We start from the raw sequence: 23,486 nt of genomic DNA, 5'->3' as shown, positions 1-23,486 counted from the left end.
GCTGCATAATCGTCATAAATGATGACAAACAACCTTTCTACATCTCGAACTCGGCCGCCAGTGCGGCGCGCACGCAATACAGCACGCCCTCAGGCACGCGTCCGCCAAACTGCTCGATGATCGCCGACACCGGCGGCAACTCGCCTTCGCCGTCGAGGAGCGCGTCCTGGATCTCGCCCATCAGGTCCTCGGGCAGGTCCAGCGCCTGTTCCAGTGACAGCTGTTGGCGACCGATGGCCTCGGCCAACAGGCTGTAAACGTTCTTTTCACTGCATTGCAGCTGGCCGGCGATCTGCAGCGGAGTCATGCCAGCGCGGGCCAGGCTGATCAGCTCGTGGCGCAGGTCGGCGACCGGGGCCGGGGCCTCTGCAGCGCCGCCCAGCACCTCGAGGAAGGCCTGGCCGTAGCGCTCCAGCTTGCGTGCCCCCACGCCACTGACCTGGGCCATCTCGCTGAGGCTGCCGGGCTGACTGCGCAGCATCTCCAGCAGGGTCGAGTCGGGGAAGATGACATACGGCGGCACGCCATGCTCCTCGGCCAGCTTGCGCCGCAAGGCGCGCAAGGCGTCCCACTGTTCGCGTTCCTCGCCGCGCACCAGCTGGCTGGCCGGGCTGCCCGAGCTGCTGCTCTTGCTGCTGGTCTGCGGCTTGAGGTCGCGGCGCAGCTCAAGGGTGACTTCGCCACGCAGCAAGGGCCGGCACGTATCGGACAGGCGCAGCCCGCCATAGCCTTCCAGGTCGATATCGGCCAGGCCACGCGCCACCAGCTGGCGGAACAGCGAACGCCACTCGCCTTCTGCGCGAGCCTTGCCCACGCCATACACGGCAAGCTTCTCGTGCCCGAAGCTGCGGATCTTCTCGTTGTCCTTGCCCAGCAGCACGTCCACCAGATGGCCCACGCCGTAGCGCTGGCCAGTACGGTAGATGGCCGACAGCGCCTGGCGCGCAGGCTCGGTGGCGTCCCAGGTCTGCACGCCGTCGACGCAGTTGTCGCAGTGCCCGCAGGGCTGGGGCAGTTCTTCGTCGAAATAGTTGAGCAGGGTCTGGCGACGGCAGCGGGTCTCTTCGCACAGTGCCAGCATGGCATCGAGCTTGTGCTGCTCGACCCGTTTGTGACGCTCGTCACCTTCGGAGTTCTGCAGCATCTGCTTGAGCATCACCATGTCCTGCAGGCCGTAGGCCATCCAGGCATCGGCGGGCAGGCCGTCACGGCCGGCGCGACCGGTTTCCTGGTAGTAGGCTTCCAGCGACTTGGGCAGGTCCAGGTGGGCCACGAAACGCACGTTGGGCTTGTCGATGCCCATGCCGAAGGCGATGGTCGCGACCATGATCAGGCCTTCCTCGTTGAGGAAGCGGCGCTGATTGCTGGCGCGGGTCTCGGCAGGCAGGCCGGCGTGATAGGGCAGCGCCGGGAACCCCTGCTCGCACAAAAACGCGGCCACATCGTCGACCTTCTTGCGCGACAGGCAATAGACGATGCCGGCGTTGCCGCGCCGCTCGTTGAGGAACGCCAGCAACTGTTTGCGCGGCTGTTCCTTGGGCACGATGCGATAGAAGATGTTCGGCCGGTCGAAACTCGACAGAAAGCGCTCGGCGTTCTGCAGGTGCAGGCGGGTGACGATCTCTTCGCGGGTACGCATGTCCGCGGTGGCGGTCAGGGCAATGCGCGGCACGTTGGGGAAGAGTTCGGCCAGTTGCCCCAGTTGCAGGTATTCAGGGCGGAAGTCATGGCCCCATTGCGACACGCAATGCGCCTCGTCGATGGCGAACAGCGCGATGTCCAGGCTGCGCAGAAAATCCAGCATGCGTGGTTGCACCAGGCGTTCCGGGGCCAGGTACAGCATCTTGAGCTCGCCGCGACGAATGCGCATGGCCAGTTCGCGCTGCTGGTCGGCGCTCATCGTGGAGTTCAGCGAAGCCGCGGCGACACCCAGCTCGTCGAGGGTCGCCACCTGGTCGTCCATCAGCGCGATCAGCGGCGACACCACCACTGCCAGGCCTTCGCGCAGCAGCCCCGGAACCTGGAAGCACAGCGACTTGCCGCCGCCGGTGGGCATCAGTACCAGCGCATCGCCGCCCTTGGCCACGCATTCGATGATCGCCCCCTGGCGCCCGCGAAAGCTGTCGTAGCCGAAGATGTCCTTGAGGACGCGCTGAGCCTGTTCGAGCATAAAAACTCCATAAATCGCAGAACCATCCTGGCCACAGGCTGGATGAAAAGCTTCCCCGCCACACCTGAAATTGCGTAAGCGGCTTTTGCCGGGGCCGCATGCTGGCGTGACCGGGCGCAAAAGCCGGGCATTATACCGGACACGGCGCCCGTGCAGGGGGCTCTGCGATAGGCGTCATCCTTTGCCTCGCAGGCGCCGCAAGATGCTAGAATTCCAGCATCGTTTATTCCCAAGGTAGCCCTGTAATGTCCTTCGCTGAGCAATTAACCCGCCTGCAAGCCTTCCTCGACGCTGACGAGCTGCACGAAGAAGCGCTGGACTACGTTGCCGCACACGGCTACCTGACCGCGCTGTCGATCTGCTCCGAAGCCGTTCCCGAGCGTGAATGGATCGACGCCCTGTTCGCCGAGCCGCCGCACTACAAGGACGAGGCCCAGCGCGAAGAAATCGAAAGCACACTGATCAAGCTCAAGGATCACATCGCCCGCCAACTGGCCAGCGATGAGGAATTCGAGCTGCCGTGCGACCTGGACCTTGGCGACGAGCCGGACGACTCCGAGCTGCGCGGCTGGTGCATCGGCTTCATGGAAGGGGTGTTCCTGCGTGAAGCGGCCTGGTTCGAAAGCGCCGAGGAAGAAGTCAGCGAAATGCTGCTGCCGATAATGGTCGGTTCCGGCCTGTTCGACGAAGAGGCCGAGTTCGCCGACATCGCCAGCGACGCCAACCTGATGGACGACATGATCGTGCAGATCCCCGAGGCGCTGACGGCCTTGTACCTGCTGTGCCATGCCCCGGACGAGAAACCTGCGCTGCTCAAGCCTCGCCACCACTGAGTCTGCATCCATGCGCTACCTGCTGCTGGCCATCGGCTGGCTCAGCGTCGCGCTGGGGGTGATCGGCATCTTCCTCCCGGTGCTGCCGACCACCCCTTTTCTGTTATTGGCGGCAGCCTGCTTTGCGCGCAGCTCGCCCCGCTTTCACGCATGGCTGGTCAACCACCCGCGGCTTGGGCCGTGGATTCGCGACTACCTGGGCGGTGAGGGCATTCCGCTCAAGGCCAAGGTATACGCCATCGGGCTGATGTGGCTGAGCATAGGTTTTTCGTGCTACCTGGTGCCCTTGCCGTGGGCACGCGGGTTCATGCTCACCAGTGCGGTACTGGTGACCGTGTACATCGCGCGGCAGAAGACCTTGCGCAAGCGTACCTAGGCGCAACCACGCGCCCACCCCATCGCGGGCCAAGCCCGCTCCCACAGCTACTTCATTGCTCTTGTGGGAGCGGGCTTGGCCCGCAATGGCAGCGGCAGGTCAGCTGCGCCATCTACGCCTCATGTCACACCGTATCCACCTTCAACGAATGATCATTGAGCATCCCGTTGATCACCGTGGCTGTATCCGCCCCCGCCGAGATGACCCCACCCGCGCCCGCCGTCACCCCATAGTGATGGGCAAGGTCCACGCCAGCCAGTTCGATGGTCTGGGTCGGCGCCGCGCCGGCCACCGCACTCACCTGGATGGTCGATATCACACCGTTGCCCGTGCCCGTCACCGTGAAGTGCAGGTAATCGTCCAGCGACGCCGACGTCGCGTTCTCGCCCTGCAGCAATTGCGAGAGGTCCAGCCGATCGGTACCCGGGGTAAAGTCGGTCACCTTGTCGTGGCCAGTATTGCCCTGTTGCCACAGGAAGGTATCGCTGCCCGCGCCACCGGTCAGGGTATTGTTGCCAGGCCCGCCAATCAGCAGATCATCACCGCCGCCCCCGATCAGGATGTCGTTGCCAAGGCCACCGATCAGCGTGTTGGCGTTGTCGGCGCCGGTCAGCTTGTCGTCGTGGTCGGAGCCGATCAGGTTCTCGATCGACACCAGCTTGTCGAGCCCGGCGCCGATCGTGTTCTGCTCACCGGTCAGCGCCAGGCTCACCGTCACCCCAGCGCTCGCCCCGGCGTAGCTGGCGGTGTCGTTGCCGGCGCCACCGTCGAGCAGATCGTTGCCGTTGCCGCCGATCAACAGGTCGTTGCCATCCCCCCCGTAGAGCTTGTCGTTGCCATCGCCGCCAATCAGCACGTCGTTGCCTGCACCGCCATTGAGAACGTCATCACCGCTCCCGGCCAGCAGCACGTCGTCGTGGCTGGTGCCTTCCAGGGTACTGCCGGCCTGGTAGGTGATGTCCACCGCCCCCGTGGCGCTGCCGCCATGGCCGTCGCTGACGGTATAGGTGCCGTTGTAGGTGGGCGTGTAGTCATGCGCCCCGGCGTAGTTGATCGACATGTTCAGCTGGTAGCTTTCTGCGCCCTTGCCGCCGTCGTCATTGACCTGGTTGACCAGATGGATGCTGTACACCCCATCATGGCTGGCGGTGAAACTGCCGCCATCGGCGATGGTGTGGTAGGTGCCGCCCTCATCCTTCCACTGCATCAGCAAGTTGCGATCAGCGGTGCGGTTGTGGTCCAGGGTCAGGGTTTCGCCCTCGCGCAGGCTTACCTTGATCACGTCTTCGTCATTGCCATTGGCAGCACTCACCGCCCCCAGGTAGCCACTGACCACCAGCGCCGCGGTCATCGACCCGGCTGCGCCGGTAAAGGCACTGCGCGCCAGAACCCGCTCCTGATTGGCCAGCGTGTCGTCCTGGCCGGTGAAGGTGATGACCGTCTTGCCGTTGCCGGCCGTGAAATCCGCCCCCTTGGTCCAGCCGGTGTTGAAGGTGATCGGCGCCGCACTCAGGCGATCGTGGTTGGCGTCGCTGTCGTTGGCCAGCAAGGCGGCGGCCGGCACGCTGATGCTCGGCGCAAGGATATTGGTGATGACATGATCGGCACCGGCCACCGGCGCAGCATTGGTGTTGACGTTGATCACCAGGTTGGCACCGCTCAGGTCGCCGTCGTTGTCGCTGGCCACGAAGCGGATGGTCTCCACCTGATTGCTGCCGCTGTCCTTGGGCGGCGTATAGGTGAACTGGCCGTTGTCCATGTCCACCACCAACGTCCCGCCCAGCGCGGTCTTGACCGTGATGCTGTGGGTGTTCGCGTCGAAGGTGCCGCGGTCTGCGCCGCCACTGGCTGCATAGCTGGGCTGGTTGGCGTTGCCTTTGGGGTCGAAGGTGTAGGTGGTGCCGTCGATCAACAGCGACTTGATGAAGCCACCATCGGCACCGAAGTCGCCACCGCTCATCAGGCTGCCGGTGATCGGCGCGCCCTGCACGGTGCCCGACAGCACGTTGTCCAGTTGCGCCAGGTCGGTGACCACCACCGAGTTGGTATTGGTGTGGGTACTGCCGTCATAGGCAGCCGGGTTGAGATTGCCGGTGTTGACGCCGCTGCCCAGCCCGATCGCATACGACTTGATGCCGTTGTCGCCCAGGAAGTTCTCCCAGTTGCCGGTGCGCGTTTCGGTCAGGGCATGCCCCGAGGTCGGCGCACCGTCCGAGAAGAAGTAGCTGACGCTCTGCGCGCCCTCCAGCTTGCCCGGCGTCTGGTAGGCCGTCTGCGCCACGTTGACTGCCGAGTCGTAATAGGTCGAGCCACCCGGGGTCAGGTCCTTGATCAGGGCCTTGGCCTCGGCCACCGTCACCCACACGTCGGTGCGATCACTGGCACCGGTGGAGAACGTGACGACCTGCACCTTCACATCGCCCATGTCGTCGTACTTGTCCAGCAGTGCGCCGATGGCCTCCTTGGCCAGCTCCAGGCGCGACAGGCCGCGCACCCCGGAATTGTCGGCCATGCTGCCGGACACATCGATGATCAGCATGACGTTGGTGTCCACCTGCCCCGGCGTGGTCGAACGCACGGCGTCGGCCGTTGTGGGCACGTCATCGACGATATTGATCACGATGTTGCTGGTGGTCGAATTGCCGGCCGCATCGGTGGCCTTGTAGACGAAGGTCTCGCTGGTGACCACGTTGGGGCCGTCGTTGAGCCCGCCTGCGGTTTTGGGTGCGGAGGTGAGGGTGTACTTGAAGCTGCCGTCGGCGTTGAGCTGAATCTGCCCATAGGCGCCCGTGCTGCTGCCCACCAGCGTATAGGTGATCGCGCCGCTGGCTCCGCTGACCGAGCCCACCAGGCTGCCGGTCGCGGTTTCACCCGCTGAGCCGGGGTCGCTGCCGGTCACGGTACCGGGGGCGAGGTCGTTCGGGTCCTGGCTAAGGTCCAGGGCCTTCTCGTACACCGTGACCTCGTTGTTGGGGCAGGCGACGATCTTGCTGTCGGTGACATTGATGGTGATGGTGGTGGTGCTTTCGTCGCCGTCCGCGTCACGAATGGTGTAGGTGAAGGTGTCTTGGGCACCGTCCTGCGTCACCGCATTGGGGTTGGCCTTGTACTCGGCCTCGCCGTTGGCATGCAGGATGAGGGTGCCATAGGTGCCGGCGATGCCCACGCCCAGCGAGCCGATGGCCGAGGTCGAGGTGTCGGCGCCGAACCGCACACCCACCACCGCCCCGCCCTGGGCCGGGCCGTCTGCCCCCAATGTGTCGTTATCCAGCACATTGCCGGTGACCGTACCGCCCTCCACCACCGTGGTGCTGTCGGACTCCGCCCTTGGCACGTCATCCACGATCTTGATCACGATGGTGCTGGTGACGCTGTTGCCCAGTTGGTCGGTCGCCTTGTAGGTAAAGGTCTCGGACGTGACGATATTCGCCCCGTCGTCGCCGTTGCCGATGTGCGGCGCCGAGGTCAGGGTGTACTTGTAGCTGCCGTCGGCATTGAGCTGAATCTGCCCATAGGCACCTGTAGTGCTACCCACCAGCGTGTAGGTGAGCGCGCCGGAACCGCCCGTGACCGAGCCGACCAAGGTGCCGATACCCGTCTCGCCAGGCGAGGTAGGGTTGCTGCCCACCACCGTGCCCGGGGCCAGGTCCTGCGGGTCCTGGGTCAGGTCCAGCGCTTTTTCGTAGACTTTCACCTCGGTATCGGCGCAGGCCACCAGCTTGCTGTCGGTGACATTGATGGTGATGGTCGTGGTGCTTTCGTCACCGTCCGCATCGCGGATGGTGTAGGTGAATACATCCTTGGCGCCGGTTGGCGCTACCGAGTTGGGGTCGGCCTTGTAGATCGCCTCGCCATTGGCGTTCAGGATCAGCGTGCCGTAGGTACCGGCAATGCTCACGCCCAGCGAGCCAATGGCCGAGGTCGAGGTGTCGGCGCCCGCCCGCACACCCACCACCGCACCGCCCTGGGCTGCGCCGTCTGCACCCAGGATGTCGTTGAGCAGCACGTTGCCGGTGACCGTTCCGCCTTCCATCACCGTGGCGCTGTCCGATTCGGCGATGGGCATGTCGTCGACGATATGGATCACGATGGTGCTGGTAACGCTGTTGCCCAGCGCATCGGTGGCCTTGTAGGTGAAGGTCTCGGTGCTCACGACGTTGGCGCCGTCGTTGCCGTTGCCGATATGCGGCGCCGAGGTCAGGGTGTACTTGTAGCTGCCGTCGGCATTGATCTGAATCTGCCCGTAGTTACCGATGGCGCTGCCTTCCAGGCTGTAGGTCAGGGCACCGGAGCCACCGCCCACCCGGCCTTGAAGGTTGCCGACCGAGGTTTCCGTGGCCCTGGTCGGCGCGCTGCCTTCTACCGTGCCAGGCGCCAGGTCCCAGGCGTCCTGCACCAGGTCCAGCCCGCGCTCGTACACCTTGATGTCATCGTCCGGGCAGGCGACGAGCTTGCTGTCGGTGACATTGATGGTGATGGTCGTGGTGCTTTCATCGCCGTCCGCATCGCGGATGGTGTAGGTGAACACGTCCTTGGCGCCGGTTGGCGCTACCGAGTTGGGGTCGGCCTTGTAGATCGCCTCGCCATTGGCGTTCAGGATCAACGTGCCGTAGGTGCCGGCGATGCTCACGCCCAGCGAACCGATGGCCGAGGTCGAGGTGTCGCCGCCTGCCCGCACACCCACCACCGCACCGCCCTGGGCTGCGCCGTCTGCCCCCAGGATGTCGTTGAGCAGCACGTTGCCGGTGACCGTACCGCCTTCCATCACCGTGGCACTGTCCGATTCGGCGATGGGCATGTCGTCGACGATATGGATCACGATGGTGCTGGTAACGCTGTTGCCCAGCGCATCGGTGGCCTTGTAGGTGAAGGTCTCGGTGCTCACGACGTTGGCGCCGTCGTTGCCGTTGCCGATATGCGGCGCCGAGGTCAGGGTGTACTTGTAGCTGCCGTCGGCGTTGATCTGAATCTGCCCGTAGTTACCGATGGCGCTGCCTTCCAGGCTGTAGGTCAGGGCACCGGAGCCACCGCCCACCCGGCCTTGAAGGTTGCCGACCGAGGTTTCCGTGGCCCTGGTCGGCGCGCTGCCTTCTACCGTGCCAGGCGCCAGGTCCCAGGCGTCCTGCACCAGGTCCAGCCCGCGCTCGTACACCTTGATGTCATCGTCCGGGCAGGCGACGAGCTTGCTGTCGGTGACATTGATGGTGATGGTCGTGGTGCTTTCATCGCCGTCCGCATCGCGGATGGTGTAGGTGAACACGTCCTTGGCGCCGGTTGGCGCTACCGAGTTGGGGTCGGCCTTGTAGATCGCCTCGCCATTGGCGTTCAGGATCAACGTGCCGTAGGTGCCGGCGATGCTCACGCCCAGCGAACCGATGGCCGAGGTCGAGGTGTCGCCGCCTGCCCGCACACCCACCACCGCACCGCCCTGGGCTGCGCCGTCTGCCCCCAGGATGTCGTTGAGCAGCACGTTGCCGGTGACCGTACCGCCTTCCATCACCGTGGCACTGTCCGATTCGGCGATGGGCATGTCGTCGACGATATGGATCACGATGGTGCTGGTAACGCTGTTGCCCAGCGCATCGGTGGCCTTGTAGGTGAAGGTCTCGGTGCTCACGACGTTGGCGCCGTCGTTGCCGTTGCCGATATGCGGCGCCGAGGTCAGGGTGTACTTGTAGCTGCCGTCGGCGTTGATCTGAATCTGCCCGTAGTTACCAATGGCGCTGCCTTCCAGGCTGTAGGTCAGGGCACCGGAGCCACCGCCCACCCGGCCTTGAAGGTTGCCGACCGAGGTTTCCGTGGCCCTGGTCGGCGCGCTGCCTTCTACCGTGCCAGGCGCCAGGTCCCAGGCGTCCTGCACCAGGTCCAGCCCGCGCTCGTACACCTTGATGTCATCGTCCGGGCAGGCAACGAGCTTGCTGTCGGTGACATTGATGGTGATGGTCGTGGTGCTTTCATCGCCGTCCGCGTCGCGGATGGTGTAGGTGAACACGTCCTTGGCGCCGGTTGGCGCTACCGAGTTGGGGTCGGCCTTGTAGATCGCCTCGCCATTGGCATTCAGGATCAGCGTGCCGTAGGTACCGGCAATGCTCACGCCCAGCGAGCCAATGGCCGAGGTCGAGGTGTCGGCGCCCGCCCGCACACCCACCACCGCACCGCCCTGGGCTGCACCGTCTGCACCCAGCGTGTCGTTGTCCAATACGTTGCCGGTGACCGTACCGCCCTCCACCACCGTGGTGCTGTCCGACTCTGCCCGTGGCACATCGTCCACGATCTTGATCACGATGGTGCTGGTGACGCTGTTGCCCAGCGCGTCGGTAGCCTTGTAGGTGAAGGTTTCGGAGGTGACCACATTGGCCCCGTCGTTGCCACCGCCCACCTGCGGCGCGGACGTCAGGGTGTACTTGTAGCTGCCGTCGGCGTTGATCTGGATCTGCCCGTAGGCGCCGGTGCTGCTGCCCACCAGCGTGAAGGTCAGCGCGCCGGAGCCACCACCGACCGAGCCGGCCAGCGTTCCGGTCGCGGTCTCGCCCGCCGAGCCCGGGTTGCTGCCCAGCACCGTGCCCGGCGCAAGGTCTTGCGGGTCCTGGACCAGGTCCAGGGCCTTTTCATACACCGTGACGCTGTCCGGGCAGGCGACGAGCTTGCTGTCGGTGACATTGATGGTGATGGTCGTGGTGCTTTCATCGCCGTCCGCATCGCGGATGGTGTAGGTGAACACATCGGTCGCGCCCGCTGGCGGCACGGCGTTTGGGTCGGCCTTGTACGCCGCCTCGCCATTGGCGTTGAGCACCAGCGTGCCGTAGGTACCCGCAATGTTCACGCCCAGCGAGCCGATGGCCGATGTCGAGGTATCGGAGCCGGCCCGCACACCGACCACCGTGTGCTCGACCGGCGGGCGATCGGCGCCCAGGCTGTCATTGTGCAGCACGTTGCCGGTGACGGTACCGCCTTCGACCACCGAGGCGCTGTCGGGCCTGGCCTGCGGCACGTCATCGACAATGTTCACGTCCAGGCTGCCGGTGACCTTGCTGCCATCGCTGTCGATGGCCACCACGCTGAAGCTCTCACCGATGTTGTTGATGCCCTGACCAGCGGGATGAGCTTCGTTGTCGAGCAAGGTGTAGCTGTAGCTCACCACGCCTGTGGCGGGGTTGTAGCCGCTGATGGTGAGGGTATTGCCCAGCCCCGTGGTGATCGATTGCGGAAAACCACTGACCACCCCGCCGATCACCACGTTGATGCCCCCGACGGTAAGCGTGTGCAGGCCATCGGGGGCATGCACGGTAAAGCTGCCGCTCTGGGTCAGCGCGCCATGATCGGGGCTTGAGCCATCGGCCAGGTTCTTCTCGTACACGGTCAGTTCACCGCCATTCACCTCCAGCCCGTCCAGTGTCACCGGGTGATCGATGGGCGGCTCAACCGGCGGGATCACCGGCGGCACGAAACCGCCAGGGCCCTGGTCATCACCCCGCGCGCCAATCCAGGGTTCGGGAATCTCGGGGATGCTGTTGAAACCCGCCGTCGGAAAGCCGATCACCGGGTCCAGGTGCCCTCCCACCTCGGTGAGCTGCACGAACGAATGGCCGCCGCCCAATGCGCTTGGCGAACCGCCGTTGCCGGGGCCCGCCGCCGGAGCTTCGCCCTCCTGGCTGGGGTCGGCGCCCGCCGCAATGGCCTGCTGCAGTTTCTCCACATCGGTCAGTTGTGCCTGGCTGGGCGTCACCGTCTCGGGCGCGTTCACGTGCGAGGCATGGTTGGCCAGCAGGTCGGGAGACAGCTGCAGGCTGCTGTCACGGCCCAGGGTCAGCTCGGCACCGTTTTCCAGGTGCACCGCCACTGCCCCGGCCGCGCCGGTTTCCAGTTGTTCCCCGGCATAAAGGCGGTCGCCTTCCACCAGGGCACGTCGACCGCCATCGGCCGCTACCGCGAATACCTGGCCGACAACCTTGCTGACCACACCGATCAAATTAGCCATGAGCATGCCTCCATTGCCGAAGGTTTTCGCAAACACGTGCCGGGGTATCGCGAAACCTGGCGCGGGCAATGCCCGGCCGACTCGGAGAACAACCTTGCGACCGCACGCACCGATCTCAACGAAATCAATGCATTCGGCCTGCCCATGCTCCGGTTAAGTCACACTGCGATCTGGCAATCGGCCATGAGCCAAAATTTTGTCGCCATATTTCGCCGCGTTGACCTCTCCTCCGCTCACTCCAAACCCAATGCTGCAAAAAACGAGGAACTTTATCGGACGCCCTGACAGGCCAACATCTGCGCCTGTTTTCGAGCTATCTGAAGAGAACAATGTCTTGCTTTGAGCACAGCGCATAAGTTTTTTTTCGCATATCGGTTATGAGAAATACTTCTTAGGTTGGCCGTTAAATGTTCTTAGCTCTGTTGTTACAAGCCTGAAACGGTTTGACCTCCATTTTTCGTCATTTTTTTGGCGATTGAGAGACCACAAGAAATCAGGGAGATGTCATCCATGCGCGTTTTGACCCCCATCAGCAGCGCGATTCTGTTCGCCATGATCTGTGCCAACGCGCAGGCCATGTCCTTGTCACAAGCCGTGCAGAGCGCCGTGGACTACCACCCGGAGAACAAGGCCGGGATCAATAGCCGGCTGTCCGCCGACGAGGATGTGAAGGTGGCCAGAGGGGGCTACTTTCCCACTGTCGACCTGGTGGCCGGCTACGGACGCGAACGTTCAGACAACACCAACACCCGCGGCTTCAACGCCGACGGCAGCCGCAATCACAACAAGGAAACCCTGAACTACACCCAGTCCGAACTGCGCCTGCGCCAGATGCTGTTCGACGGCTTCAATACCGCCAATGAAGTGGGCCGCACCGAGGCCGTGGTCAATTCACGCGCCTACTACGTGCAGGCCACCTCCGAGACCATCGCCCTGCGCGCCATCGAGGTGTACCTGGAAGTGCTCAAGCGCCGCGAGCTGGTGACCCTGGCCAAGAACAACCTGCAGGCACACCTGCGCGTCAACGACCAGATCGGCCTGCGCAGCGAGCGCGGCGTGGGCAGCAATGCCGACCTTGACCAGTCCACCGCACGCCGGGCGCTGGCCGACAACAACCTGTACACCGCCCAGGTCGACCTGGCCGATGCCGAAGCCAACTTCATCAGCGTGGTCGGGCGTGCCCCCGACGAGCTGGAAACCCCGGTGTCGATCAAGGGCGAGATGCCCGGCGACCTGACCCAGGCGCGCCAGGCCATGCTGCAGAACAACCCTTACCTCAAGTCGGCCCAGGCCGACATCCAGGCCGCCGAGCAACAGTACGAAGTGGCCAAGTCGCCGTTCTACCCGCGCCTGGATGCAGAGCTCGCCACCGGCGCCAACAACAACATCGCCGGTGAACCCGGGCATGCCAACAGCGATTGGCGAGCCGGCGTGGTGATGAGCTACAACCTGTTCAAGGGCGGCAGCGACAAGGCCCGCCTGCAGTCGGATGCGCACAAGATCAACCAGGCCATGGACATCCGCAACAACGCCTTGCGCACCCTCAACGAAAACCTCGCGCTGTCGTGGAACGCCATGACCAACGCGCGCCTGCAAACCCCGACCGCACGCGAATACGCCGACACCACAACCCGTGTGCGCGCCGCCTACCAGGATCAGTTCGGCCTGGGCCAACGCACCCTGCTCGACCTGCTCGACAGCGAGAACGAGCTGTACAACGCCAACCGTCGCTACACCGAAGTGCGCTACACCGAGGAGTTCTCGATGTACCGGGTGCTGGCCAACATGGGCGAGTTGCTGAGCAAACAGAAGATCTCGCTGCCACCGGAGGCCATTGCACGCAGCGAAGTCAGAAGCGACGCCACGCTGCCGGACCTGCGTTGAACACGTTCGACCGCCCGAGGAGCCGCCCATGACCAGCATGCAGCCGGCCGGCACCGCCGACCCGCGCCAGAGCTTCGATGACCCGTTGCTCGACGGGCTGCTGATACTGTGCAAGCTGCACGGCGCTGCGGTCAGTCGCAGCAGCCTGTGTGCGGGCCTGCCGCTGGCCGAACAACGCATGAGCCTCGACCTGCTGCCGCGCGCAGCGGCCCGGGCCGGCCTGCAGGCACGGGTACTGCGCCGCGAGCTGGGCGCGATCTCGGCGCTCAACCTGCCGGTGCTGCTGTTGCTTGCCGATGGCCGCAGCGCCGTGCTGCGGCGCTGGGGCGAGAACGACCAGGCCCTGATACTGCCCAGTGAAGCCGAAGGCGGCGAGCAGTGGGTCAGCCGCCAGGAGCTGGCCGACGTCTACAGCGGCCAGGCCCTGTTCGCACGCCCGCGCCACGAGGTCGAAGACCTGCGCACACCGCTGCTGCCCAGGGTCAACGCCTGGTTCCGTGACACCCTCAAACAGTCGCGCTGGCTCTACAGCGACGCCTTGCTGGCCAGCCTGCTGATCAACCTGCTGGGCCTGATGGTGCCGCTGTTCGTGATGCAGACCTACGACCGGGTGGTGCCCAACCAGGCCACCTCCACCCTGTGGGTGCTGGTCATCGGCCTGATGCTCGGCACCCTGTTCGAGCTGGTGCTGCGCGTGGTGCGTGCGCACCTGCTGGACCAGGCCGGCAAGAAGACCGACCTGATCCTGTCGGCCACCCTGTTCGAGCGCATCACCGGCATGTCGATGAAGGCCCGCCCGGCCACCATCGGCGGCTTCGCCCAGAGCATCCACGACTTCCAGGGCCTGCGCGAATTCCTCACGGCGGTGACCCTGACCAGCGTCATCGACCTGCCCTTCGTGGTGCTGATGCTGCTGGTGATCGGCCTGCTGGGCGGCTGGCTGGTGGTGATTCCGCTGGTGGCCTTTCCGATCACCATCGCCTTTGCGCTGTTCATCCAGGCACGCCTGCGCGATACCGTGGAAAAAAGCCTGAGCCTGGGCGCGCTGCGCCAGGCGCTGCTGATCGAGACCCTGGGCGGCCTGGAAACCCTCAAGGCCTGCGGGGCCGAAAGCGAGCGCCAGCACCAGTGGGAAAGCACCCACGGCGCCCTCACCCGCCTCGACGTACAGGCGCGCAACCTTTCGGCACTGGCCACCAACGGCACCCTGTTCATCCAGCAGCTGTGCGGCATGGCCACCATCGTCGCCGGGGTGTACAGCATCATTGCCGGCAACCTCAGCGTGGGTGCCCTGGTGGCCAGCTACATGCTCGGCAGCCGCGTGCTCGCACCACTGGGCCAGATCGCCGGGCTGATCACCCGCTACCAGCAGGCCCAGCTGACCATGCACAGCACCGACGCGCTGATGGCCCTGCCCCAGGAACGCCCTGCCGGCCAGCAGACCCTGGAGCGCACCCAGTTGCACGGCGCGCTGCAGGTCAGCCAGGTGACCTTCCGCTACAACGGGCAGAACGCCGCAGCGCTGGACAACGTGAGCTTCACGGTCAAGCCGGGCGAACGCATCGGCATCATCGGTCGCAGCGGCTCGGGCAAGAGCACCCTGGCACGCCTGCTGATGGGCTTCTACGAACCCGAAGAGGGGCAGATACTGCTCGACAACCTCGACCTGCGCCAGCTCGACATCGCCGACCTGCGCCAGCAGCTCGGCTACGTGGCCCATGACCTGCCGCTGCTGGCCGGCAGCCTGCGCGACAACCTGACCCTGGGCGCACGCTACGTCAGCGATGCGCGCATGCTCGAAGTGGCCGAGATGACCGGCGTGAGCGAACTGGCCCGCCAGCACCCGCAAGGCTTCGAACGGCCGGTGGGCGAGCGCGGCATGCTGCTCTCCGGCGGCCAGCGCCAGACCGTGCTGCTGGCCCGCGCGATGCTGCTGGAACCGCCGATCCTGATCCTCGACGAGCCCACCAGCCATATGGACAACAGCAGCGAAGACCAGCTGCGCCAGCGCCTGCACGGCTGGGTGCAGGGCAAGACCCTGCTGCTGGTCACCCACCGCACCTCGATGCTCAGCCTGGTCGACCGCCTGGTGGTGCTGGACAACGGCAAGGTGGTGGCCGACGGGCCCAAGGACGCGGTCATCGATGCACTGCGCAAGGGCCGTGTCGGCTCTGCACTCTGAGGGGTATCAGCATGTCTGCATTGTCCGGCCTGGGCGATTACATCCGCAGCTTCGGCAAGACTGCCGAACGCGAGTACATGCCGGACCTGGCCGGCGCGACGCTGCAGGACTCGCCCCGCCTGTCGCGCATCACCGTGTGGCTTGCGGCAGGCTTGCTGCTGGTGGCACTGGTGTGGGCCAAATTCGCGGTGCTCGATGAAGTCACCATGGGCGAAGGCAAGGCCATCCCGTCGAGCAAGGTGCAGGTGATCCAGAACCTGGAGGGCGGCATCGTCACCGAGATCTTCGTGCGCGAGGGGCAGATGGTGAACAAGGGCGACACCCTGCTGCGCCTGGACGACACGCGCTTTCTGTCGAACAAGGGCGAAAGCGAAGCCGACCGCTATGCCCTGACCGCGCAGGTCGAGCGCCTGTCCGCCGAGGCCGAGGGCCGCCCCTTCCAGCTCTCGGAGGTGGTACGCAGCAAGGCCCCGCAGGTGGCCGAGGACGAACTGTCGCTGTACCAGTCGCGCCAGCGCCGCCTCACCAGCGAGAAACAGACGCTCAACGAGCAACTGCGGCAGAAAACCCAGGAGCTGGCCGAGTTTCGCTCCAAACTGGAGCAGTACCGCTCGGGCCTGGCATTGCTGCAGGAAGAGCTGAACATGTCCACCCCGCTGGTGGGCACCGGCGCGATTTCGCCGGTGGAGATCCTGCGCCTCAAGCGCAGCGCGGTAGAGGCTCGCGGCTCGCTGAACGCCACCAGCCTGGCGATTCCGAGGGCCGAAGCGGCGGCGGCGGAGATCCGCAGCAAGATCGAGGAATCCGAGGCAGGCTTTCGCTCGGAGGCGGCCAAGGAACTCAACGACAAGCGCACCGAGCTTTCGAAGATCACCGCCACCAGCATCGCCATCGACGACCGCGTCACCCGCACCACCGTGGTGTCGCCGGTGCACGGCATCATCAAGCTGCTCAAGGTCAACACCATTGGCGGTGTGGTGCAGCCGGGCAGCGACCTGCTGGAGATCGTGCCGCTGGAAGACAACCTGCTGATCGAGGCCAAGGTGCGCCCACAGGATGTGGCCTTTCTGCACCCCGGGCAGACCGCGATGGTCAAGTTCAGTGCGTACGACTACACGATCTATGGTGGCCTGAAGGCCAAGCTGGAACTGATCGGCGCCGACACGGTGACGGACGACAAGGGCAACGCGTTCTACCTGATCCAGGTGCGCACCGACAAGAACCACCTGGGGGGGGACAACAAACCGTTGCTGATCATCCCGGGCATGACCGCCACGGTGGACATCATCACCGGGCACAAGAGCGTGCTGGATTACCTGCTCAAGCCGGTGCTCAAGGCACGCACCGAGGCGTTGCGCGAGCGCTAGCGCCCATCAACGCAGGTGGTTGCGCTCGTAGGTCTGTTGCCCCATCGCCGCAATCTGCCCCTCGATCAGGGCATCGAACGGCCGCAGCAGCGCATCGAACAGCGCCGGCGCCTCCAGCACGTTCAACGCCTGCGTCACTGCCTCGATGGTCGACAAGGCGCCCTCCCCGGGTGCCTTGCGCAACCGGTAGCGCGACGGCTGCAACGCCCCCAGCGTGACCCGTGGCAACGTTGCCAGCAAAGGGTTCACATGCAGCAACTTGCGCGCCTTGCGCCAGGTGCCGTCGGGCACCACCAGCAACCACGGTCGCTCATCGCCAGCATAAGCCTGCAGCGCCTGCGCGCCCTCACCCGGGAACAACAGGCCGGTGCGATACCCCGGCTGCGTCAGCCACTGCTCGAGATCCTCGAACACCTCGCCCACCCGCAACTCGGCATTGCGCAGGCCAAGCGCCGCCAGCCTGGCGGTGTTCAAGGCATGGTTCACTTCGCTGGGATGCTGCAGCAGCAGTACACGGGTGCGGCTGTCCAGGCGGGGGATCAACGCGCAAAGGCAATGGGTTTGTGGGCGCAGGCAGCGCTCGCAGTGAATTCTGGACATCGGGTTCTCCTGGGGCGCGAAGTGTGCCACAGCAGGCCCGCGAAATACCGCACCGCCCTGGGTCAACGCGCGGATTCAGCGATTGAAGCGTTCGGCCAGGCTGTACAGGTAGTCGGCCATGCGCTGCAGGTCCTGGCTGATCTCGGCGCCCTGCTTGGCCTGCCCGGCGCTGTGGTCGCACAGCTGGGCGATGCGCGTGATCTGCTGGTTGATGTCTTCGGCCACATGGCTCTGCTGTTCCGACGCCGTGGCCATCTGCTGGCTCATGCCGGTGATGCGGCTGACCGCCTGGCTGATGCCCACCAGCGCGGTCTGCACGGCCTCGACACTGTGCACGCTGTCACGCGAGATCTGCTCGCCGCGGCTGGCACTGCTCACCGCCCGCTCGGCCCCGGCACGCAGGCTGGCGATGATCTGGTGGATTTCCTCGGTCGAGACCCGCGTGCGCTGCGCCAGCGACCGCACCTCGTCTGCCACCACGGCAAAACCGCGGCCCTGCTCGCCGGCCCGCGCCGCCTCGATGGCGGCATTGAGCGCCAGCAGGTTGGTCTGCTCGGCGATCGAGGTGATCACATCCACCACGCTGCCGATGGACTGGGTTTGCCCGGCCAGTTCGTTCACCGCCTGGCCGATCTCGGTCACCGCATCGGCCATGCTGCCCATTGCCTGCAGGCTTCGTTGTGCCAGGTCGCTGCCCTGGCGGGCCAACTGGTCGGCATCGGACGCCGCCGTGGCGGTGTCCTGCACGTTGTGGGTGACCTGCTGGATGGTTGCCGCCATCTGCGCAATGGCGGCCGCCGACTGGTCGGTCTCGCAGCGCTGGCGGTCGAGCATCTGCGCCTGGGCCCCGGACAGGTCGCTCGATTGCGTGGCCCGTGCCTTGACCCCGACGCCGGCGTCCACCAGCCGCGTGAGCGCGGTCTGCAGGCGCGCTTCCTCGCTGATGATCGCCAGGTCCAACTGCCCCTGCAGGCCCCGGTTGTCACTGTAGGTCAGCGCTACCAGCGGGCTGGTGAAGGCCCTGGGGTGCTCGGCCAGGGTACGCCGGATCATCCGGTCGTGATGGGCCTCGATCAGGTACCAGGCACTGAGCAGGCTGGCCATCAACACGCCCAGCGCCGCGTACTGGGGCAGCCACAGGTAGCCGGCGGCCGACAGCAGCGCCGCCCCTACCAGCGGCCAGCCCAGCTCCAGTTGCACCGCTGCACGCGCGGCCCAGGACATGGCGCCCCGGCCCTGGCGCAAGCGTGCATACAACGCCGTGGCTCGACGGATCTGGTCCGGGGTGGGCACCGAGCGCACCGACTCGTAGCCACTGATACGGCCATCCTCGTAGATGGCCGTCACGTAGGCACTGACCCAGTAGAAATCGCCGTTCTTCGCGCGGTTCTTGACCACCCCCATCCAGGGCTTGCCTTGCTTGAGGGTGTCCCACATGTGCCCGAACACCGCGGGCGGCATGTCCGGGTGGCGTACAAGGTTATGGGGCTGGCCCACCAGTTCGTCGTAGGTAAAACCGCTGATGCTGACGAAGGCGTCGTTGCAGTAGGTGATGCGGCTGTTGAGGTCGGTGGTGGATATCAGGCGCTGATCGCTCGGGAAGGTTCTTTCATGCTCAGTGACGGGCAGATTCGTACGCATCTCGGCGATCCCTGCTTGGAAGATGTTGGGAATTTTCAACAAGCAAGAACAGGTTTAGCAGAGCATTTACGGGCTTGTAGGGCTTGTCTGAAGGATTTTTCTTCTATTTGCGCAAAAGATTTTCATGCGCATCCGATCAGGCTGGCGTGAGCTGCGCCTTGAGGCGGTCGCGAAAGGTCTGGATCAAGGGTTCGCGGCTGCGGCCCCGGCGAATGATCAGCGAGAACGGCGCCTGATAGCCGAAGGTCGCCGGCGACAGCACCCGCAGGTCGCCCTTGTCCACCCAGGCCTGGGCATAGTGTTCAGGCAGGTAGCCGATGTAGGCCCCCGACAGTACCAGGATCAGCTGTGCCTCCATGCTCTCGACCGTGGCGGCGCTGTGCTTGAAGCCGTGGCGGGCCAGTTCGGCCTGGCTCCAGTAGCCTCGACCGACCATGCGCTGCTGGGTGATCACCTGTTCGGGAATGCGCCGCTCGGTGAACAGCGAATGCCGGTTGCTGCAGTACAGCCAATGCTGCTCGCGGTACAACGGCTGATACACCAGCCCGCTCATGCGCGTGGAGAAAGCGCCGATGGCCAGGTCCAGGCGGTTGTCCTGCACCCCCAGTTGCAGTTCGTAGGGGCTGGACACCGACAGGTGCAGGTGCACGGCCGGGTGTTCGAGGCTATAGGCACCGATGGCGTCGGCCAGCGGCAATGCGCGATCGCCGACCGTGGAGTCGATCACCCCCAGGTTCAGGGTGCCGCGCAGCTCGCCCTTGAGCGCCGCCGCGTACTGCTCGAAACCGTCCATTTCGGCCAGCAGGCGCAGGGTCTCCTGATGGAAGAGTTCGCCCTTGCTGGTGAGGCTGAAGCCGCCGCGCCCACGGTGGCACAGCACGATACCCAGCGCCGACTCCAGCTGGCTCATGTAGGTACTGATGGCGGATGTGGACAGGTTCAGCTCGCGCTGGGCATTGGCGAAGCCCTGGTGGCGTACCACGCTGACGAAGATGCGCAGCAGTTTCAGATCAGGCAGGGCCGAGGCCATGGCAAGGGCTCCAACAGGGCAACGAATACGCGCCAGTCTACCCGCTGATCGCCATTAGTTCATGAAAACCTGAAGTAAGTATTTGCCTGTAGCGATTCTCTTGGCGCACTACCTTTTGCAGACTCTGCGCCAATGCACCTGTCCTCGCGCATTGCTGCACCTGTTCGCAGGGTGGCCGGACAGGTTCCAACAACTAGAACAATCCAAACCGTGAGGCCCGACCGTGGACAAGATTCTTCACCAACCACTGGGCGGCAACGAAATGCCGCGTTTCGGCGGCATCGCCACCATGCTGCGTCTTCCCCACCTGCCCAGCGCCGCCGGCCTGGACGCTGCCTTCATCGGCATCCCGCTGGACATCGGCACCTCGCTGCGTTCCGGCACCCGCTTCGGCCCGCGCCAGATCCGTGCCGAATCCGTGATGATCCGCCCGTACAACATGGCCACCGGCGCCGCCCCGTTCGACTCGCTGTCGGTCGCCGACATCGGCGACGTGGCAATCAACACCTTCAACCTGCTGGACGCGGTGCGCATCATCGAAGAGGCCTACGACGAGATCCTCGAGCACGACGTGATCCCCATGACCCTGGGCGGCGACCACACCATCACCCTGCCGATCCTGCGCGCGATCCACAAGAAGCACGGCAAGGTCGGGCTGGTGCACATCGATGCCCATGCCGACGTCAACGATCACATGTTCGGCGAGAAGATCGCCCACGGCACCACCTTCCGTCGCGCCGTCGAAGAAGGCCTGCTGGACTGCGACCGCGTGGTGCAGATCGGCCTGCGCGCCCAGGGCTACACCGCCGAAGACTTCAACTGGAGCCGCAAGCAGGGCTTTCGCGTGGTGCAGGCCGAGGAGTGCTGGCACAAGTCGCTGGAGCCGCTGATGGCCGAAGTGCGTGAAAAGGTCGGTGGTGGTCCGGTTTACCTGAGCTTCGACATCGACGGCATCGATCCGGCCTGGGCACCGGGCACCGGCACCCCGGAAATCGGTGGCCTGACCACCATCCAGGCGATGGAGATCATCCGTGGCTGCCAGGGGCTGGACCTGATCGGTTGCGATCTGGTGGAGGTCTCGCCGCCCTACGACACCACCGGCAACACCTCGTTGCTCGGCGCCAACCTGTTGTACGAAATGCTGTGTGTTCTGCCTGGCGTAGCGCATCGCTAACGGCCATCGGCCTGGAGTTTCACCCCCGGATGGAGCCTTTCGGCGGGCCGTACACGCGGCCCGCTTGCGGATGAATGACGCCTGGCGCACGCCACCGGCGATCGATCTCACCATAATAAAGATAATCGGAGACACCCCATGGCCTTGGACATACTCGTTGTACTGATATACGCCGCCGGCATGCTGGTACTGGGCTGGTTCGGCATGCGCCGCGCGAAGACCCACGAAGACTACCTGGTGGCCGGGCGCAACCTGGGCCCAAGCCTGTATATGGGCACCATGGCCGCCACCGTGCTGGGCGGCGCCTCTACCGTCGGCACCGTGAAGCTGGGCTATGTGCACGGCATTTCCGGCTTCTGGCTGTGCGCCGCGCTGGGCCTGGGCATCATTGCCCTGAACCTGTTCCTGGCCAAGCCGCTGCTGCGCCTGCGCATCTTCACCGTGACCCAGGTGCTGGAAAAGCGCTACAACCCCATGGCCCGCCAGGCCAGCGCCGTGATCATGCTGGCCTACGCCCTGATGATCGCCGTGACCTCTACCCTGGCCATCGGCACCGTGCTGCAGGTGCTGTTCGACCTGCCGTTCTGGGGCGCCATCCTGCTCGGTGGTGGCGTGGTGGTGGTCTACTCGACCATTGGCGGCATGTGGTCGCTGACCCTGACCGACATTGTGCAGTTCGTGATCAAGACCGTGGGCCTGATGTTCATCCTGCTGCCGATCTGCCTGTACCGGGTGGGCGGCTGGGACGAACTGGTGGCCAAGCTGCCGGCTGCCAGCTTCAACCTGACCACCATTGGTTGGGACACCATCATCACCTACTTCCTGATCTACTTCTTCGGCATCCTGATCGGCCAGGACATCTGGCAGCGCGTGTTCACTGCCCGTGACGAAAAAGTCGCCCAGCGGGCTGGTACCACGGCCGGTGTGTACTGCGTGATCTACGGCCTGGTGTGTGCCCTGATCGGCATGTGTGCGCATGTGCTGCTGCCTGACCTGGGCAATGCCAACAATGCGTTTGCGGCAATCGTGAAGTCAGCGTTGCCCGACGGCATCCGTGGGCTGGTGATTGCCGCGGCCCTGGCGGCGATGATGTCCACCGCCAGTGCCGGCTTGCTGGCTGCCTCCACGGTGCTGACCGAAGACCTGCTGCCCAAGCTGCGTGGCGGCAAGCAGTCGAGCCTTGGCATCAACCGGTTGTTTACCTTGCTTACGGGTATTGCGGTGCTGGGGATCGCGCTGGTGGTAGTGGATGTGATCAGTGCATTGACCCTGGCGTACAACCTGCTGGTGGGCGGCATGCTGGTGCCGCTGATCGGGGCGATCTACTGGAAGCGTGCAACCACGGCCGGGGCAATCACCAGCATGGGGCTGGGGTTCGTGACGGCGCTGGTGTTCATGTTCAAGGATGGGATGGATGCCAATACGCCGATCTACTACAGCCTGGCTATCGGGTTGGTGAGTTTTGTGGTGGTGAGTTTGATGTCGCGTCGGCCGGTGGGCGCGGTGAATCTGGCATAGGACGTCGCGCCCGGGTAGCGGGGTGGAGGGTCATGGACGACCTGTAGGAGCGGGCCTTGCCCCGCGAAGGCAGCAACACGCCTGGGTCAGCAATAGGCTCTGTAACATCGGCAAGCGCAGGCTTATCCAGCATGGATGCAGCCAGCAAGGGCCCCTTCCGCTCTTACAGCGGCTTACTTTTTTCTTGGAAAAAGTAAGCAAAACCGCTCCCGTCCATCATCCGGCCCTACGCTTCGCTACGGGTCCCCTCATTCCACCCACGCTCCGTGGGGCCACGCCGAACGGGCATCCCTGCCCGTCGGCGCTTTACGGGCCATCCATGGCCCTCCACCCCACTACGCGCAGGTTCCATTCGGCCTCCTGGGGGACGGGAAGATCAAGATCAAGAGCCAAAGCCAAAGCCAAAGCCAAAGCCAAAGCCAAAGCCAAAGCCAAAGCCAAAGCCAAAGCCTTTCAGGGATTTTGTGGGAATGGGGACGGCTGAAAAATCGCAAAAGAATACCGACGCATTGCGCAATGCGTCGGTTTCAGCAGCACGCTAGCGCCGAGGTTGGCGTTTGCGTTGCTCCTCATCGGTAGGGATCGGTACAGGCTGCATGGGTGGCGGGACAAGCCCCAATGCCACAGCCAGGTCGTGGAGCCAGTTGAACAGATCGTTTCTCATAACTCCCCCTCACGGGTCATCTGCGCGCGAAGTACGGCGGCGGCGCTACAAACTCATCATAGCCCCATG

The 23,486-nt window shown here is 64.7% G+C and carries 13 protein-coding genes; 7 read left to right on the top strand and 6 right to left on the bottom strand.

What is annotated here, in order from left to right:
- Positions 1-37: 37 nt before the first annotated feature.
- Positions 38-2,170, bottom strand: coding sequence for a DNA helicase RecQ (gene recQ / locus N0B28_RS07400; RefSeq protein WP_275731257.1), 2,133 nt, complete (start codon positions 2,168-2,170; stop codon positions 38-40).
- Positions 2,171-2,415: 245 nt separating this feature from the next.
- On the opposite strand from recQ, the gene N0B28_RS07395 reads away from it, so the two are divergent.
- Together N0B28_RS07395 and N0B28_RS07390 are read left to right on the top strand one after the other, a co-directional pair.
- The gene (locus N0B28_RS07395; RefSeq protein WP_054916593.1) at positions 2,416-3,003 is read left to right on the top strand and encodes a YecA family protein; all 588 of its coding nucleotides are present in this window, start codon (positions 2,416-2,418) and stop codon (positions 3,001-3,003) included.
- Between the two features lie 10 nt (positions 3,004-3,013).
- Positions 3,014-3,379: a YbaN family protein gene (locus N0B28_RS07390; protein WP_058540758.1), complete on the top strand. Its 366-nt coding sequence runs from the start codon at positions 3,014-3,016 to the stop codon at positions 3,377-3,379.
- A 124-nt stretch (positions 3,380-3,503) separates the two neighbouring features.
- Here the strand turns inward: N0B28_RS07390 and N0B28_RS07385 are convergent, their stop codons facing one another.
- On the bottom strand, positions 3,504-11,357 hold the full coding sequence (locus tag N0B28_RS07385; RefSeq protein ID WP_275731253.1) for a retention module-containing protein: 7,854 nt from the start codon (positions 11,355-11,357) through the stop codon (positions 3,504-3,506).
- A 510-nt stretch (positions 11,358-11,867) separates the two neighbouring features.
- Between N0B28_RS07385 and N0B28_RS07380 the strand changes: the two genes are divergently transcribed.
- From N0B28_RS07380 to N0B28_RS07370, 3 genes are read left to right on the top strand one after another with little or no spacing between them, the layout of a single operon-like run.
- The gene (locus N0B28_RS07380) at positions 11,868-13,241 is read left to right on the top strand and encodes a TolC family outer membrane protein (RefSeq protein WP_043864130.1); all 1,374 of its coding nucleotides are present in this window, start codon (positions 11,868-11,870) and stop codon (positions 13,239-13,241) included.
- A gap of 28 nt (positions 13,242-13,269) precedes the next feature.
- A complete protein-coding gene (locus N0B28_RS07375) occupies positions 13,270-15,423 on the top strand; it encodes a type I secretion system permease/ATPase (protein WP_043864131.1) in 2,154 nt (717 codons plus the stop codon).
- Between the two features lie 11 nt (positions 15,424-15,434).
- Positions 15,435-16,790: an HlyD family type I secretion periplasmic adaptor subunit gene (locus N0B28_RS07370; RefSeq protein WP_078481616.1), complete on the top strand. Its 1,356-nt coding sequence runs from the start codon at positions 15,435-15,437 to the stop codon at positions 16,788-16,790.
- A gap of 6 nt (positions 16,791-16,796) precedes the next feature.
- Here N0B28_RS07370 and N0B28_RS07365 read toward each other — a convergent pair whose 3' ends face one another.
- From N0B28_RS07365 to N0B28_RS07355, 3 genes are all read right to left on the bottom strand, one after another.
- The gene (locus N0B28_RS07365; RefSeq protein WP_058541545.1) at positions 16,797-17,390 is read right to left on the bottom strand and encodes a DTW domain-containing protein; all 594 of its coding nucleotides are present in this window, start codon (positions 17,388-17,390) and stop codon (positions 16,797-16,799) included.
- A gap of 75 nt (positions 17,391-17,465) precedes the next feature.
- Positions 17,466-19,031 (bottom strand): PAS domain-containing methyl-accepting chemotaxis protein, encoded by a 1,566-nt coding sequence (locus N0B28_RS07360; RefSeq protein ID WP_043864134.1) that lies wholly within the window; start codon positions 19,029-19,031, stop codon positions 17,466-17,468.
- Between the two features lie 136 nt (positions 19,032-19,167).
- Positions 19,168-20,061: a LysR family transcriptional regulator gene (locus tag N0B28_RS07355; protein WP_043864135.1), complete on the bottom strand. Its 894-nt coding sequence runs from the start codon at positions 20,059-20,061 to the stop codon at positions 19,168-19,170.
- A gap of 223 nt (positions 20,062-20,284) precedes the next feature.
- On the opposite strand from N0B28_RS07355, the gene speB reads away from it, so the two are divergent.
- Positions 20,285-21,235, top strand: coding sequence for an agmatinase (gene speB / locus N0B28_RS07350; RefSeq protein WP_043864136.1), 951 nt, complete (start codon positions 20,285-20,287; stop codon positions 21,233-21,235).
- 138 nt (positions 21,236-21,373) lie between these two features.
- The gene (locus N0B28_RS07345; protein WP_058541544.1) at positions 21,374-22,753 is read left to right on the top strand and encodes a sodium:solute symporter; all 1,380 of its coding nucleotides are present in this window, start codon (positions 21,374-21,376) and stop codon (positions 22,751-22,753) included.
- A gap of 538 nt (positions 22,754-23,291) precedes the next feature.
- On the opposite strand, the gene N0B28_RS26260 is transcribed toward N0B28_RS07345, so the two are convergent.
- Positions 23,292-23,417 (bottom strand): PA1414 family protein, encoded by a 126-nt coding sequence (locus N0B28_RS26260; RefSeq protein ID WP_286900691.1) that lies wholly within the window; start codon positions 23,415-23,417, stop codon positions 23,292-23,294.
- Between the last annotated feature and the right edge of the window lie 69 nt (positions 23,418-23,486).

Origin of the sequence: Pseudomonas sp. SD17-1 (genome assembly GCF_029201585.1) — a bacterium.
Classification (GTDB): domain Bacteria; phylum Pseudomonadota; class Gammaproteobacteria; order Pseudomonadales; family Pseudomonadaceae; genus Aquipseudomonas; species Aquipseudomonas palmensis.
The sequence above is the reverse complement of the archived record's forward strand: the minus strand, read 5'-3'. Positions and strand labels throughout refer to the sequence as shown.

Excerpts from the sequence above, each read along its gene's own strand:
- recQ (WP_275731257.1), bottom strand. The coding sequence starts at position 2,170 with ATGCTCGAACAGGCTCAGCGCGTCCTCAAGGACATCTTCGGCTACGAC.
- N0B28_RS07395 (WP_054916593.1), top strand. The coding sequence starts at position 2,416 with ATGTCCTTCGCTGAGCAATTAACCCGCCTGCAAGCCTTCCTCGACGCT.
- N0B28_RS07390 (WP_058540758.1), top strand. The coding sequence starts at position 3,014 with ATGCGCTACCTGCTGCTGGCCATCGGCTGGCTCAGCGTCGCGCTGGGG.
- N0B28_RS07385 (WP_275731253.1), bottom strand. The coding sequence starts at position 11,357 with ATGGCTAATTTGATCGGTGTGGTCAGCAAGGTTGTCGGCCAGGTATTC.
- N0B28_RS07380 (WP_043864130.1), top strand. The coding sequence starts at position 11,868 with ATGCGCGTTTTGACCCCCATCAGCAGCGCGATTCTGTTCGCCATGATC.
- N0B28_RS07375 (WP_043864131.1), top strand. The coding sequence starts at position 13,270 with ATGACCAGCATGCAGCCGGCCGGCACCGCCGACCCGCGCCAGAGCTTC.
- N0B28_RS07370 (WP_078481616.1), top strand. The coding sequence starts at position 15,435 with ATGTCTGCATTGTCCGGCCTGGGCGATTACATCCGCAGCTTCGGCAAG.
- N0B28_RS07365 (WP_058541545.1), bottom strand. The coding sequence starts at position 17,390 with ATGTCCAGAATTCACTGCGAGCGCTGCCTGCGCCCACAAACCCATTGC.
- N0B28_RS07360 (WP_043864134.1), bottom strand. The coding sequence starts at position 19,031 with ATGCGTACGAATCTGCCCGTCACTGAGCATGAAAGAACCTTCCCGAGC.
- N0B28_RS07355 (WP_043864135.1), bottom strand. The coding sequence starts at position 20,061 with ATGGCCTCGGCCCTGCCTGATCTGAAACTGCTGCGCATCTTCGTCAGC.
- N0B28_RS07345 (WP_058541544.1), top strand. The coding sequence starts at position 21,374 with ATGGCCTTGGACATACTCGTTGTACTGATATACGCCGCCGGCATGCTG.
- N0B28_RS26260 (WP_286900691.1), bottom strand. The coding sequence starts at position 23,417 with ATGAGAAACGATCTGTTCAACTGGCTCCACGACCTGGCTGTGGCATTG.